This is a genomic window from Algoriphagus iocasae (assembly GCF_014206875.1).
GTDB classification, from domain to species: Bacteria; Bacteroidota; Bacteroidia; order Cytophagales; family Cyclobacteriaceae; genus Algoriphagus; species Algoriphagus iocasae.
On sequence record NZ_JACIJO010000003.1, the window covers coordinates 1,294,074 to 1,308,986 of the forward strand.

Genomic DNA, 14,913 nt, shown 5'->3' on the forward strand with positions numbered 1-14,913 from the left:
TCATCCATTTGGAGGCAGGTTTCTAAATTTTCAGTTATGAAGAACTATCTATTTGCATTGCTACTTCTCAGCACATTAATGGCCTGTGGAAGGTTTAGAAATAAGGATGAAAAACAAACCAATGAAGAGCGGATTGTTTGTATTTCGAAGCAGTATTCTGAATTCATTTTTGCTTTGGGGGCTGAAGAAAATATAGTTGCAGTTGATCTTTCCAGCACCTATCCACCAGAAATCAAAGATCTCCCAACCATTGGCTATCATCGGGCATTGAGCACTGAAACCATTTTAGCAATGAAACCCACCTTGATTCTCCATGACAATAACATTGGACCTGAGCAAGTGGTAAACCAGCTAGAAGAATTGAAAATCCCTATGAAGACTTTTGGCAGCTATGAATCAACTATTGCCGGAACGGACTCTTTACTTCGGGAAATGGGAAACTATTATGGCAAAGAAGAAAAGGCTGAAGAGCTCATTAAAAAACTAAATACGGATATGGAAAAAGCTTTGGCTGAGGCAGAAAAATTCAGCAGCAAGCCAAAGGTTTTGGTAATCCATTTTGGTAGGGCCTCGAATGTCTACTTGGTCATGACCAAATCCAGTACTGCTGCAAAAATGGTCGAATGGGCTGGGGGAGAAATGGCTGTAGAAGCTGAAAGCCAAATGAAACAATTATCTCCTGAGGTTGTGGCAGCTGCTAATCCAGACATCATACTTCTTACTGATTTTGGATATGATCAGTTGAGCCAGGGAAATGAAATCGAAAAACTTCCGGGAATCTCTGCCACCAAAGCCTTTCAGAACAAGCAGATTTTCAGAGTGGAAGAGCATGACATGGTTTACCTAGGACCTAGAACAGGTGAAAATGTCCTCCGAATTCAAAAGCTAATTCACCCAGATGAATCCAAATAAATCTAAAGCGATTGGAGGGATTCTGATCATTCTCCTGGTGCTGATTTCTTTGTTTTCCGTAAAATTTGGGGCGGTGACTATATCGATTCAGGAAATCTGGAGTTCACTTTCCCATATTCTTGAAGGCACTGAAATCACAGATCTGAATGAGCGGATTTTCATGCAGATCAGATTGCCAAGAGTGATTATGGGAATTTTCGTTGGAGCGGCCCTGGCAGTGGGAGGAGTCTTGATGCAAGCTTTGTTCCGAAACCCAATTGTAGAACCAGGATTGATAGGAACTTCAAGTGGAGCTGCATTTGGCGCTGCCTTGTACTTTGTATTGGGGGCAACGTTTGGTTTTCACTTTGGAGAATGGACTCTGCCAATCGCTGCTTGTATTGGAGGGATACTTTCTACTTTGATGGTTTTCTACCTTTCTCAGTCAAGGGAAGGTGGCAAGAGCTCCGTAGTTTCTTTATTGCTTACTGGTATTGCCATCAATGCTTTATTCCTTAGCGGGGTTGGTTTTTTATCCTATATCGCAAGGGATCCACAAGCCCGATCTATTACCTTTTGGAACTTGGGAACACTCTCAGGTTCCTACTGGGAAGGTTTATACTTAGTGGCAGGAGTAACGGTTTGCTGTGTTTTGATCAGTTTAAGATATGCCAAACAACTCAATGCTTTGATGCTAGGAGAGCAGGAAGCCCAATTATTGGGAATCAGCATATTTCAATTGAAGATCAAAATCCTTTTGGTCAATGTGGTTATGGTCGCTGTCGCAACAGCATTTGTTGGGGTGATTGGTTTTGTGGGGTTGATTGTTCCCCATTTATTACGAATGTTAAATGGATCGGATAATCGATTTCTGATTTGGGCAGGGGCATTGTTGGGAGCGATTATTTTGACCGGGGCAGATTTAACTGCAAGATTGTTATTGGCTCCGGCAGAATTGCCAATCGGAATCGTCACCTCTCTAATTGGTGTACCCGTATTTATTATCCTTCTAAGACGTAGCAATTACTTTTTTTAAGATGATTACACTAGAAAATTTATCCTTCGAAAAAAGCGGAAAGCAATTGGTGCAGGATGTTTCTGCAAACTTTGAAAAAGGTAAAATGCACTTGATTCTCGGACCTAATGGCGCAGGAAAATCGACATTAATCAAACTGATCAGTGGAGAATTAAAACCTAGTAATGGAACTGTGTTAATGGATGAAAAAAATCTTCATCACATTTCCATCAAAGAGCAAGCAAAAATTCGTGCGGTTTTATCTCAGAATATTGAATTGAGTTTTCCACTGGATGTGTCTCAGGTAGTTTTGATGGGGCGATTTCCTCATTATGAAGGAAGCCCCAATTCATTGGATATGAGGATTTGTGAAGAGTCGATGAAGCTTTTCCGAGTGGATGAGATGAGAGATAGGAACTACTTAACACTGAGTGGGGGTGAAAAGCAAAGAGTACAATTTGCAAGAGTATTCGCTCAAATTTGGCAGCCAGTTCAAGGAAAATCCAGGCTGTTACTCTTAGATGAACCCCTGACATTTCTGGATGTATTTTACCAATATGACTTGATGGATAAGATCCGAGAATTCATGGTCGAAAACCCTGATTTGACAGTATTGGGAGTGGTTCATGACTTGAATATCGCAGCAAAATATTCTGATACCATTATGCTATTAAAAAACTCAAAAGTCTTTGCAAAAGGTGCCTCTGATGATGTGTTAAATGAGAAGAATATCTATGAGGTTTTTGGAGTGGTAGTAGAAAATAAGTTTGAGATAAAGTAAGTTTTTGGTTTGTGAAAACTCAATTTAAAACAAGGATCAAATGGAATTGTAATCTGGTAAAATGTTACTCAAGAATACAATTCCTATTTCCATCTTAAATCAAATTAATTCTAACCTTTTTCTCTTTGAGCTTCGTCTGATTTACTTTCGGTATAAGCGATTCCACTTGATCTGTTTTTACCGCTACAAAGGCACAATCTGTTTTGAGTTCGATGACACCCAATTGATCTTGCTTTAGCTTGCCTTGTTTTAGGAACAAACCTGCAATATCTCCTTTGGAAATTTTATTGGTTCTTCCTCCAGAAATAAATAAAGTAGACCATTGGGATGGAGCGGGAAGCTTTGCTGAATTTAAAGTTTGCAATTCTGCATCAGCTGCAAAATTGGGCAACTTTTCCTTTTCATGCTGAAGGATAAAAGCTGTCCCTTCAGCATTCATTCTGGCAGTTCGGCCATTTCTATGAATGAATTCAGATTCACGATTTGGAAGTTGAAAATGAATGATAAAGCCCAATTCAGGCACATCAATTCCTCTGGCTGCCAAATCTGTGGCCAACAACAATCGATGAGTACCATTTCGGAATTTGATCAAAGATCGCTCACGATCCTGTTGTTCCATATCCCCATGAAAAGTGCCATGCGAGATTCCATGATCCAATAAATAATTACTGATCTGTTGGATGGAATCCTTGAAATTGCAAAAGATAATACCATTCTGCTGACCAAGATTGCTGATCAGTTGAACCAGTGTTTCCAGTTTAATTTTGGAAGGGGAGAGTACTCGCTTCACTTTCAGCTGGGAGATTTTCTCGCTTAAAAAATCGATTATAATGGATGATTTCAGCTGGACAAATTTCGGGATTTGAACGTCCTGAGTTGCTGAAGTCAGAATTCTTTTCTTCAAATGAGGAAGCATTTCAAGAATCAATTTCATTTCCACTTCGAAGCCTATTTCAAGCGACTTATCAAATTCATCCAATACCAAGGTTTTAATAAATCGTTTTTCGAAAGCTTCCCTTTGCAAATGATCAGCAACCCTTCCCGGAGTTCCTATCAAAACCGCTGGTCGGTGTTTGATCTCTATTCTATCTTTTGATCCAGCTCGACCACCATAAACCGCATTTACTTTGAATCCCGTGCCCATTTCATGCATCACCTGCTCAATCTGAATGGCAAGTTCACGGGAAGGAACAATGATGAGCAACTGAATTTCTGCGATTTGTTCATCCAGATTTTGAATCAAGGGAAGCAAGAAAGCCAGGGTTTTACCGGTTCCGGTTGGAGATAGAAGAATCAGGTCCTGATCGGTATTGATTGCTTCTTTTGCAGCCAATTGCATCGGATTAAGATTGGTAATACCTAGTTTAGAAAGAATATCAGCTTGGCTTTTGGTGGGATTCGACATGCTGCAAAGATAGGTTCCTAAAATCTGGGAATTGGAAAAATAAATTAGGATTCAATTTTAACTCTTTTCAAATAGCCACAATATCAAGAACTGGAATGGCGATTCTTGAAATTTTGCCCCATATTTATCAGTAAACCTTTTTTAGCAGAGTACCCTTTTGCTTTTATACTTTTAATTGAAATAAAATGAAAAATAAAACCAGGCTAGTCCAACTCATCCATCCTTCACAAGGAAGAAAAATTGCATTGGTGCAAGAACCCAATTTAACACTCCTCAAAAATTACAATTCTGTTTATCAGCTTGCCTTAGCGGCTATAGATTACAATCAGAAGTTACGCGAATTGATCCAACAAAGTCTTTCTGAGGAGAAACTTGACTATGATTCCATTTATCAAGGAAACAGCGAATGGAAATTATTACCCTCCTTTGATCATCCAGAATCCCCATTTTCTTGCATGGTTTCCGGTACGGGTCTTACACATCATAACAGTGCTTTAAACAGGCAAATGATGCATAGTCAAGCAGAGGAAAAACCTACTGACAGTTTAATCATGTATGAAATGGGAGTGAAGGGAGGAAATCCAGAGCCTGGCGAAATAGGAGTACAAGCAGAATGGTTTTATAAAGGAAATGGGTCTGTATTAAGAGCTCATGGAGAAAAGCTTCAGATTCCCTTTTTTGGGGATGATGGGGGAGAGGAACCGGAAATTGCAGGAGTTTATATCATTGACATAGAAGGAAATCCATTTCGGATTGGTTTGACCATTGGAAATGAGTTTTCAGACCATGTGATGGAAAAAAAGAACTACCTCTACTTAGCACCTTCAAAAATTAGAACTTGCTCGATTGGACCGGAATTGGTCATTGATGCCGATTTTGAAAGCTATACTGGTGAAGTGTCTGTTTCCCGAAAAGGAGAAACTGTCTGGAGTTCCAAAATCAATACAGGCCAACAGAATATGTGTCACAATTTGGCAAATCTGGAGTTTCATCATTTCAAATACGATTCACATAGAATTCCCTTCCAATCCCATGTTCATTTTTATGGAGCAGATGCCTTTAGTTTTGGTAACAAAATCTTACTTGAGGAAGGAGATAAAATGACTGTGGCTTGGGAAGGAATGGGCAGAGCTTTGGTCAACTATCTAGAAATAGAAAAAGAAAAAAATCCTCAGGTAATAAAGAAGTTATAAGTAGTTCAAAAAGACTTTCAAGTTTAAATAAAAAAACCACGGGAAAATTCCCGTGGTTTCATTTTTTCAGCTTTGTGGTTTTAAGAACCTAGCTTAGCAGAAGCTTTTCCATATTCCCATCTGATTTCGAAGCTAGATGGTTTCACTTCATATACCAATCGCTCTTCCATAGAAGAAGTCTGCTGAGATGGTACAGAAACTCTCAATACATCCTGACTGGCATCGTAATCAAATGCACCCCACTGCTTAGCTACCTTGTTGAAAATCAAGGTAGATTCTGTTTCACCTGGGATGATGAAGAAACCATAAGTTCCAGCTGGCAATTTCTTACCTTCTACCATGATATCTTTGGTAGTGGTGAAAGTAGTTGCTTCGTTTGCACCAGCTCTCCAAACTTCACCTAAAGGAACCAAATCCCCCCAGATCACTCTGCCTTTTACAGCAGGACTGCTATAGTTAATGGTGATTTTGGCATCTCCAACAGTACCTTCTGCTGTTTTTGCAGGACTTGCTTTCTCTTGAGCATTGGCTGCAAAGCCTACAAATGCAAGTAGTGCAAATGCTAAAAGACTCTTTTTAAAGTTCATTGTTATTGGTTTTAGATTTGTGTTCAAAATACAACAATTTATCAAAATTGAAAGTCTTCTAACCGACTTTATTAGAGACTTTAACAAAGCCGTCTATTTCTTTTAAATCTTTACCCAAGCTTCTTTGGCATTACTTTCTACGATTGCTTCTCCGATGATCAATTCTCTCAATCCATCAGCAAATGTTGGGAAAGTAGGTGATTCAGGCTGTTTGCCTTCTCTCACAGCTGCATAAACTTCTTTGAACAATTGTTTAGAAGTGTCTGGGAATCCTTCTTGGTGACCTCCCGGGAAGCTTACCAATGAACGGGCTCCTTCATCAACCAAAGCTGGATCTTTCATCAAAATTGAATTTGCAGTGTCTCTCTTACCGATCCAAAGTTCGTTTGGTTTCTCAGCATTGAATTCATAATTGGCTTTGGAGCCAGAGATTTCAATATTCAGACGGTTTTTACGGCCTGCGTTTACCTGACTTACGACAATAGATCCTGTGCGTCCATTGTCAAAGCGAAGCATAATGGTAGCGTAGTCTTCAGAAGTCACTTCATATTCCTCGTAATCCTTTGGATCAAGCGCTTTTCCAGAGAAGGATTCCACTGCTTTCAAAGGCTTTAGTCGGGTAGGGTGTACGATGGAGAAATCAGCCATTACAGCAGTGATTTTCAGACCAGTCACATACTCAGTCATATCCAATAAGTGCGACCCAATATCAGCCACTACTCTAGAACCACCAGATTGCTTTGGATCCAATCTCCAGCTGTAGTCAGTTTTGTGGATTAACCAATCCTGAAGGTAAGAACCCATCACAGAATACACATCTCCCAATTCGCCTTTTTGACGCATCACACGCATCTGGCGTACCATTGGGTAATATCTTAAGTTGAAATGAACTGCGTTGATCAATCCAGTTTCTTTAGCCACTTTCACAAGCTCTTCAGCTTCTTCAATGGTCATGGAAAGTGGCTTTTCACAAACCACATGTTTGCCAGCAAGCATACAAGCTTTTGCCTGCGGAAAGTGAAGGAAGTTTGGCGTACAAATATGTACTACATCAATGCTCTCATCCTTCAGCATATTTTCAAAAGTGTAAGCATTTGGGATTCCAAGCTCTGCGGCTTTGGCATCTGCTACCTCTTGATTCACTTCTACAAGGCCAGTTACCTCGATATTTGGAATTCTTCTAAGTGCTTCTAAATGAGCTGGGCCGATAAATCCGGTTCCCACGATAGCAGCTTTGATTGTCTGAGACATAGGTTTTTTTAGGTTGAATTAAATAGAATTTTAAAATGTCAAATTAGGAAAAATGCTTTAAAAAAGAGGCATCTTGAGTTTATCAATTTTTTATCAAGTCTTTGATTTTTGTCTCGCATTTGGAAAAAAATCAATGAAATCAAGATTAATTACTGAAAATCAGGATACTTTGGAAACAATCATGGTTTGATCCACCAAAATTCTTGAGTTTGTAGATTTCCATTCAAATCAATGTATTCCCCAATTTTTGGTACAAAAACAGGCATCTGGATCTCCTCAGCTTTCTTAAAAACTCGCTCCACAGGATCTGTCCAGGAATGCATTGCTAAAGTAAATGCCGCCCAATGAATTGGCATCATCACCTTGGCCTGAATATCTTTTCCAGCCTGTGCCGTCTCTTCAGGCATCATATGAATTTCTTTCCATCGCTCATTGTATTGACCACATTCCATCATGGCAAAGTCAAAAGGACCATATTTTTCTCCGATTTCCTTAAAGTGAGGCCCGTAACCACCGTCACCACTGAAATAGATATTATCCGAACTTCCTTTGATCACCCAAGATCCCCAAAGCGTTGAAAAGCGGTTATTCAAACCTCTTCCTGAGAAATGCTTAGAAGGAGTGAAAGCCAATTTTAATCCATTTACTTGTACTTCATCCCACCAATCCATTTCATGAATCTTTGATCTATCTATTCCCCAAGCCTCCAAATGCGAACCAACACCAAATGGCACGTAGAATTCTTTGGTTTTCCCCATCAGCTTTTGCACCGATTCATAATCTAAATGATCGTAATGATCATGGGAGAAAATGATCATGTCAATCTGAGGTAATTCTTCAATTTGTATGGGTAATTCTTTACTGAAGCGCTTTTTCCCTAACATCGGATGGGGCGCTGGAACTTCACTTAGCATGGGGTCCAAGAGGATATTTTTACCGTCGATTTGCAGTAAAAATGCTGAATGTCCAAACCAAATCAATCGGGTAGGTATGTTTGTTTTAGTCAGATCTATGGAATCAACTTTGACAATTGGGATTTCAAAATCAGGTACACGTGTTGGATCTTTTTTAAAGAATTCCGGAAGCATTTTTATAGCTTTACCGACATCCATGTCCATGTTAGTTTCAATCAAATTATGAAACTCCCCATTGGAATAATGATCCAGTTTTTCGAAGGATTCCATTTGCTCCTCACTTGGATTTCCTCCAAACTGAGGACTGAAAGTGACAAACAGGAAACTAGCTAGAAATAGGATTAGGCTCAGGGATAATAAAACCAATAAGATCTTTCTTAGAATCTTCACAGAAGATTGAAGCATAGGTATGAGATGAGTGATTTTTAAAAATTACGCAAAAGGATAAACTGAAAAATGAGCAAAAAGATGCCATTTAGATGAAAAAAGACAATTTTTTATCAAACAGGAAAGTTTGCATCTTGTTACCAACCTAATGAGCCTTTTCGATTTTATACAAACGGCTTTTCTTAAGCCTTGATATTCTTTAAATTAACCATATAAAAACATAATCCATGGCAACTTTAAATCTTAAAATTAACGGCAAGACCCATACCGTTGACGTAGAAGAAGATACTCCATTACTTTGGGTTCTTCGTGATCATCTGGGACTTGTAGGAACTAAATACTCCTGTGGGATAGCCCAATGTGGAGCATGCACAGTTCATCTAAATGGAGAAGCAATTTTTTCCTGCAGTATGCCCGTTTCAAGTGTAGGTTCGGATGAAGTAACCACCATCGAAGGTCTTTCTGAAGAAGGAGACCACCCGGTTCAGCAAGCTTGGGAAGAGATTGACGTGGCCCAATGTGGCTATTGCCAAGCAGGACAGATTATGAACGCTGCCGCATTTCTAAAGAAAAATCCTTCACCAAGTATGGATGAAATTGAAAATGCGATGAACAGAAATCTGTGCCGATGCGGAACATATCATAAAATTCGGGAAGCTGTCGCAAAAGCTGCTAAAATCTAAAAATCATGGCTACACTGACAAAGACTAATAGAAGGGATTTCCTAAAAATCGCCGGAACTACAGCAGGAGGTTTATTCATCGGTTTTAACTGGCTCGGTTGTGACTCTCCAAAAATGGAAGTCCTTTCCGATGAGCAGGTACTTTCCCAGGCTAAAAATTTCAATGCTTATCTCAGCATTGCACCAAGTGGTGATATCGTCATCTATTCTCCTAACCCCGAATTGGGCCAGAATATCAAAACTTCTTTTCCTATGGTAGTTGCCGAGGAACTGGATGCAGATTGGAAGAAAGTAAGAGTGCTCCAGGCAAATTTGGACACTGAAAAGTTTGACAGACAACTTACCGGTGGATCGGGAGCTATGCCTCATTCTTGGGAAAGATTGAGAAAAGCCGGGGCTACAGCTAGGTATTTACTTGTTGCGGCTGCCGCAAATGAGTGGGCTGTGCCAGCGGAAGAAATCACTACCTCAGAAGGAATGATTTTTCACAAAGGAAGTGGTAAAGAAGCCAGTTATGGTGATATGGCCATTGCAGCTTCAATGATCGAAGCTCCGGAAGATGTGGTTCTAAAGGATAAAAAGGATTTCAAAATCATAGGTACTCCTGTCAAAAATGTAGACAGCAGAGCGATTTATACCGGAAAACCACTTTACGGTCTGGATTTCTATAGAGAAGGCATGATGCATGCTATGGTCCAGAGACCTCCTTTTGGAATGAAAATTAAATCTGTGGATGACACCGCTGCCAAAGCTGTTAATGGTGTTTCTCAAGTAGTGACTTTCGATAATAGCGTAGCGGTAATTGGAAATTCCACTTGGCCATTGATGAAAGCTAAAAAGCTTTTGAAAGTAGAATATGAGCCAGATGGCATGGTGGAAAGCACCAGTGACCATGATCGTATTTTCAGAGAAATGCTGGATTCTGGAAAAGCAGAAGAAAGAAGAAGAGATGGAAATGTGGACATGGCATTTAAAAATGCTGCTCAGGTAGTTACCGCTGAGTACCAATGTCCTTTCCTTTCACATTCACCTATGGAACCAATGAATTTCTTTGCCCATGTCAAAGAAAACTCAGCTGAACTCATCGGACCAACTCAAACTCCAGACCGTGCAGCATCCTCAGCCGCAGAAATTCTAGGTATTCCTAAGGAAAATATTACCGTGGAAATCACCCGATTGGGAGGAGGATTTGGAAGAAGATTGCGAGCTGATTATGCGGATGAAGCAGTAAAAATCTCCAAATTAATCAATGCTCCTGTAAAGGTTACCTGGAGTCGAGAGGATGACCTAACTGGTGGAGCTTATCGCCCTGCCGTTAGATATCGATTTGAAGCAGCGCTCGATTCAGATGGAAATATGATCGGATATAAGCTGAAAGGTGCTGGAATTAACGCTGGCAATAGCACCAGACAGAACAATTTCCCTTCTGGAGCTGTAGACAACGTTTTGATTGAAAGTATAGATCATCAATCACCTATCACTACAAATGCCTGGAGAGCTCCAATTACTAACTTCTTAGCCTATGCAGAGCAATCTTTCTTGGATGAAGTAGCTATGGCTGCAAAGAAAGACCCTGTGGAATTCCGATTGGCTTTATTGGAAAAAGCAAAGGCAAATCCTGTAGGAGGGGAGCTTGGATATGATGCAGATCGAATGATTGGAGTAATCAAAACTGCAGCAGAAAAATCGAACTGGGGTAAAAATCCAAATGTAAGTCAAGGATTCTCAGTTTATTTCTCTCATAGAACCTATGTGGCACAAGTTGCTGATATTGAGATGGAAAACGGAGCTCCTGTTCTCAAGAAAATTACTGCAGCTACCGATTGTGGAATGGTCATCAATCCAACAGGAGCCAATCATCAAGTAAGAGGCGGTATTGTAGACGGAATGGGACATGCGATGTATGGAAACCTGACTTTTGAGAATGGTTTACCAACTCAAAAGAACTTTGACAAATATCGATTAATCCGAATGAAGGAAGTTCCCCAGATCGATGTGCATTATGTTGATAGTGGTTTTGATCCAACAGGATTGGGTGAGCCAGCTTTGCCACCAACAGGTGGGGCTGTCGCCAATGCTATTTACAAAGCAACTGAACGAAGACTAAGAACTCAACCGTTTATTGAACAGAAGGAGTTCGAGGATCTGAATCTGGTAATCAAAAGATCCTAATGGATTTTTGATATAAGATGTATGCTATAAGATTTAGTATTTTAGAAATTAAGTCTTATCAATTTAAAAAGGCACTTTTCATTCATTTGAAATGTGCCTTTTTTTGACTCAACGATCGCAAACTAGGTTTCAGTTTTTCAATTCAATCTCAGATATCATCAACTCCTCTTTCTGGCCAGTAAGGGCCAGTCAAGGTTAATTTATTTTGCTTTTCATCGATCAAAAAATCAACATCTATTTGATCTCTTTTCTGCTCATGAATTGCCAGACAAGCATTAAAATGAACCAAATCAAACTCAAGGGTTAGCTTTCCAGAATTATTGGAATTAAATATTGGTTTATCTTTCAGAATCACTTTTTCAGCTACTGCACCTTCTTTTTTGAAATAAAATGAAAGGAAAATCCCTAAATCTTTCTCCTCCTTCTTTAATGTGGATTCTATGGAATTTGAAAAATCACTTGTATTTGGTTCACTTAATTGAAAAGCCCAAGATTCTTGCATAAGATTATGTTTAAATTCCTCTTAAGGAAAAGGGAAGTTAGTAGGAAATTAGTTCCTCGTAAATAAAGACTTTTATACTTCAACTGAAACCTCTAATTTGATTTCTCTTGTCGAATAATAGAAATTTCGATAGTAGATGATCCTAGTAAAACTCAAATAATCAGATGAATTATCCCATCTATTTAGATTACAATGCCACAACGCCTTGCGCAGCGGAAGTTGTACAGGAAATGCTTCCCTATTTTTCTGAGCATTTTGGAAATGCTGCTAGCAAAAGTCATCCTTATGGCTGGGTTGCGGAAGACGCAGTAGCAATCGCTAGAGAGAAAGTGGCAAACTTAATGGGAGCCAAATCAAAGGAAATCATCTTCACTTCAGGAGCTACAGAGGCTATAAATCTGGCCATCAAGGGGATATTTGAAATTTATCAAGGCGAAAAGCAGCATTATATCACTTGTCAGACAGAACATAAAGCTGTTTTGGATTGCTTTGCCGAATTAGAAAAGAGAGGGGCTGTCGTTACCTATTTGTCTGTAGAGAAAGATGGAAGTTTGGATTTAGAACTTCTCAAAAAATCCATTCAGCCAGAGACCAAAATGATTGCCCTAATGTGGGCAAATAACGAAACTGGAATAATTCATCCAATTGAAGAGATTGCAAAAATCGCAGATGATAATGGCCTGATTTTCTTCACAGATGCTGTTCAGGCCGCTGGAAAAATTCCAATTTCAGTTTCAGGTATTCATCTTATGGCTATTTCAGCCCATAAATTTTACGGTCCAAAGGGAGTAGGGGCACTATATATCAGGCATAATCATAACCTCCCGAAACCAATTGCTCAAATTGACGGTGGCGGTCACGAAAAAGGGTTCAGATCAGGAACTTTGAATGTTCCTGGAATTGTGGGAATGGGAAAAGCCGCTGAATTAAAACAGGCAGAAATGGAGACTGAGATTTCCAGATTGTCTTTGCTACGAAATCAACTGGAAGAAAGCCTTTTACAAATTCCGGGTACAATTTTGAATGGAAGTCAAATAAACAGATTGCCCCATGTGTGCAATCTATCATTTGAAGGTGTAGAAGGAGAGGAACTTCTCAGAAAAGTCTGCCAAAAGGTCGCTGTAAGTTCCGGTTCCGCCTGCACCAGTATTTCTCCAAAACCTTCCCATGTCCTTCAAGCAATGGGAATGGAATCAGATTTGGGTAGAGCCTCCATTCGATTCAGCTTAGGAAAAGGAACTTCGGAACAGGATATTTTAGATACAGTGGATTGGGTAAAGAAAGTAGTCCAGGCTCTAAGAGGAGACTAGTCAATTGTGTCTAAAAAGATTGGTTTTAAAGGTTTAAATCCCTTAAATCGGCTTCGGTATCCACATCAGTTTTCCCTTTTGGGAAAGCCACCAATTCCAAGTCATCTTCATTTGCCGAGGCAATTTTTTTACCGCCTTCATCACCCGTCAAGGCTTCCAGTTCAGCAAAATATTTCTTCGTAAATAAAATCGGCACCCCAAAGGTTTTGGAGTATTTACAGGCTACTATTCCCTTTCCAGACTTTTGCTGAGCTGCTATCAACTTATTTAGGATTTTGGCATCCACAAAAGGCTGATCACATAGCATGATAATCACTTGATCTACAGGATTGATTTTTTGAAGATATTCTAGCCCTTTTACCAACGTCGAAGCCATTCCTTTTTCCCAATTTGGATTTGGAATATTTGGAATACTGGCACCTGAAAAAGTCTTTTTTATTTCGTCTTTAAAAGCTCCTAAAACCAATACCCTTTTATCCACATTGGCTCCATTTGCTGCATCAATTGCCCATTGAAGCAAGGTTTTGTCTTGAAATCTGGCGATTTGTTTTGGATATCCTAATCTGGATGATTCTCCGGCTGCTAATATGATAATCCCTGTTTTTGGACTGTTCATGCTATTTCTTCATGTATTGGACCTTCTTTGTCTTTTAAGAAGTTTCCTGATTTTCCTGCCAAAACCGCTTTGATTTCAGCTAATACCGATAAAGCTATTTCTTCAGAGCCTTCCGCTCCGATATCCAAACCCATCGGGGAGTAAAGGTTATCCTTTTTCACGGATTTTCCTTGATTTTCCAATCGCTGAATCATCTTCTCAGATTTCTTTTTTGGTCCCAAGATTCCAATATAGGGAAGAGGGGAATTGATAAGCTGCCGTAATACCACACATTCGTATTCGAAATTGTGGGTCATCAACAAAGCCACAGTTTGATCATCCATTGGCAATTTATTTACCACTTCATCTGCTGTTCCCACGATTATTTCTTTCGCTTTTGGAAAACGTCCAGTTGTCGCATGATTAGCTCTACCATCAATCACAATCACTTCAAATCCTAGAATTTCCGCTAGTTGAACAATAGGAATTGTATCATTCCCTGCACCAAATAACAAGAGCCGAGTAGCAGGTTTGATTTTTTCATAAAACACCTGTATAGAATCGAATTCAGGATAAGATTTTATCAAACTACTCTTTTGATTTGTATCCTTTACTTGATCAGAAATAGCCTGAAAAAATGTGAACTCTAATTTATCCGAATGTCCTTCAAGAGCTCCATTTTTTGATAATAGTATTGTTCCAATTTGCTCAGATCTGGAATTTTTAATTGAAAAAACAGTGACTAAAGTGCACACGTCTCTATCTGAAAGAGCCCTCTTTAAAAGACAAACAGAATTCATAGAGTCTTGATAATCAATCGGCTCTATCAAAACATGAATAATCCCATTGCAACCTAAACCAACTCCAAATTTCTGATCATCCTCATCGGTAGTATCATAGGTTACCAACATAGATTTCTGTTGGAAAATCACAGATTGAGCTTTTCTCAAAGCATCTCCTTCAAGACAGCCACCACTGATCGCTCCGGTTAAATCCCCATCTTCCGACACCAACATCCTTGCACCAGGTCTTCTGTAGGCTGATCCATCCACATGAACGACTGTTGCCAATGCAATTGGCTTGTTTTCATTTTTATAAAGTTCATACGCTTGGATAATGGCCTGAAATTCTTTCATCAGTTGGGCTCTAGTTTGGGTTTAAGATAAGCTTGCTTACTATCAATTTCAATGATTAAAGCTCCAAATCAGTAAATCGTTTGAATTTTGCA

14 protein-coding genes are annotated in these 14,913 nt (G+C 39.5%); 7 read left to right on the plus strand and 7 right to left on the minus strand.

Annotated elements, in window-relative coordinates; all coding sequences use genetic code 11:
• The first annotated feature begins 36 nt into the window (after positions 1-36).
• Genes FHS59_RS19715 through FHS59_RS19725 form a run of 3 tightly spaced genes read left to right on the plus strand, consistent with a single transcriptional unit; the run spans position 37 to position 2,687 of the window.
• Positions 37-912, plus strand: coding sequence for a heme/hemin ABC transporter substrate-binding protein (locus FHS59_RS19715; RefSeq protein ID WP_184497303.1), 876 nt, complete (start codon positions 37-39; stop codon positions 910-912).
• The gene (locus FHS59_RS19720; RefSeq protein WP_184497305.1) at positions 899-1,927 is read left to right on the plus strand and encodes a FecCD family ABC transporter permease; all 1,029 of its coding nucleotides are present in this window, start codon (positions 899-901) and stop codon (positions 1,925-1,927) included. Before FHS59_RS19715 ends, FHS59_RS19720 begins: the two co-directional genes overlap by 14 nt.
• Position 1,928: 1 nt before the next feature.
• Positions 1,929-2,687 carry a heme ABC transporter ATP-binding protein gene (locus FHS59_RS19725; protein ID WP_184497308.1) on the plus strand — a complete coding sequence of 253 codons (759 nt, stop codon included), beginning with the start codon at positions 1,929-1,931 and terminating at the stop codon, positions 2,685-2,687.
• Between the two features lie 94 nt (positions 2,688-2,781).
• On the opposite strand, the gene FHS59_RS19730 is transcribed toward FHS59_RS19725, so the two are convergent.
• Positions 2,782-4,092: a DEAD/DEAH box helicase gene (locus FHS59_RS19730; protein WP_184497309.1), complete on the minus strand. Its 1,311-nt coding sequence runs from the start codon at positions 4,090-4,092 to the stop codon at positions 2,782-2,784.
• Between the two features lie 185 nt (positions 4,093-4,277).
• Here FHS59_RS19730 and araD1 point away from each other — a divergent pair, with 185 nt between their 5' ends.
• On the plus strand, positions 4,278-5,285 hold the full coding sequence (araD1, locus tag FHS59_RS19735) for an AraD1 family protein (RefSeq protein ID WP_184497311.1): 1,008 nt from the start codon (positions 4,278-4,280) through the stop codon (positions 5,283-5,285).
• 80 nt (positions 5,286-5,365) lie between these two features.
• Here araD1 and FHS59_RS19740 read toward each other — a convergent pair whose 3' ends face one another.
• The 3 genes from FHS59_RS19740 to FHS59_RS19750 all read right to left on the minus strand — a co-directional run bounded on the left by FHS59_RS19740 (position 5,366) and on the right by FHS59_RS19750 (position 8,442).
• Complete coding sequence (locus FHS59_RS19740) at positions 5,366-5,872, minus strand: DUF2911 domain-containing protein (RefSeq protein WP_184497313.1); 507 nt, start codon at positions 5,870-5,872, stop codon at positions 5,366-5,368.
• Positions 5,873-5,974: 102 nt separating this feature from the next.
• The gene (locus tag FHS59_RS19745) at positions 5,975-7,123 is read right to left on the minus strand and encodes a Gfo/Idh/MocA family protein (protein WP_184497315.1); all 1,149 of its coding nucleotides are present in this window, start codon (positions 7,121-7,123) and stop codon (positions 5,975-5,977) included.
• Positions 7,124-7,302: 179 nt separating this feature from the next.
• Positions 7,303-8,442 carry an MBL fold metallo-hydrolase gene (locus tag FHS59_RS19750; protein WP_184497317.1) on the minus strand — a complete coding sequence of 380 codons (1,140 nt, stop codon included), beginning with the start codon at positions 8,440-8,442 and terminating at the stop codon, positions 7,303-7,305.
• Positions 8,443-8,651: 209 nt separating this feature from the next.
• Between FHS59_RS19750 and FHS59_RS19755 the strand changes: the two genes are divergently transcribed.
• Both FHS59_RS19755 and FHS59_RS19760 read left to right on the plus strand, forming a co-directional pair.
• Positions 8,652-9,107 carry a (2Fe-2S)-binding protein gene (locus tag FHS59_RS19755; RefSeq protein WP_184497319.1) on the plus strand — a complete coding sequence of 152 codons (456 nt, stop codon included), beginning with the start codon at positions 8,652-8,654 and terminating at the stop codon, positions 9,105-9,107.
• A 5-nt stretch (positions 9,108-9,112) separates the two neighbouring features.
• Entirely contained in the window at positions 9,113-11,278 is a 2,166-nt protein-coding gene (locus tag FHS59_RS19760) for a xanthine dehydrogenase family protein molybdopterin-binding subunit (RefSeq protein ID WP_184497321.1), read from the plus strand.
• A 148-nt stretch (positions 11,279-11,426) separates the two neighbouring features.
• On the opposite strand, the gene FHS59_RS19765 is transcribed toward FHS59_RS19760, so the two are convergent.
• Entirely contained in the window at positions 11,427-11,780 is a 354-nt protein-coding gene (locus FHS59_RS19765; RefSeq protein WP_184497323.1) for a hypothetical protein, read from the minus strand.
• A 164-nt stretch (positions 11,781-11,944) separates the two neighbouring features.
• On the opposite strand from FHS59_RS19765, the gene FHS59_RS19770 reads away from it, so the two are divergent.
• A complete protein-coding gene (locus FHS59_RS19770) occupies positions 11,945-13,090 on the plus strand; it encodes a cysteine desulfurase family protein (protein ID WP_184497325.1) in 1,146 nt (381 codons plus the stop codon).
• Positions 13,091-13,115: 25 nt separating this feature from the next.
• Here the strand turns inward: FHS59_RS19770 and FHS59_RS19775 are convergent, their stop codons facing one another.
• Together FHS59_RS19775 and FHS59_RS19780 are read right to left on the minus strand one after the other, a co-directional pair.
• A complete protein-coding gene (locus FHS59_RS19775) occupies positions 13,116-13,706 on the minus strand; it encodes a nucleotidyltransferase family protein (RefSeq protein WP_184497327.1) in 591 nt (196 codons plus the stop codon).
• Positions 13,703-14,821: an XdhC family protein gene (locus FHS59_RS19780; protein ID WP_184497329.1), complete on the minus strand. Its 1,119-nt coding sequence runs from the start codon at positions 14,819-14,821 to the stop codon at positions 13,703-13,705. Before FHS59_RS19780 ends, FHS59_RS19775 begins: the two co-directional genes overlap by 4 nt.
• Positions 14,822-14,913: the final 92 nt, after the last annotated feature.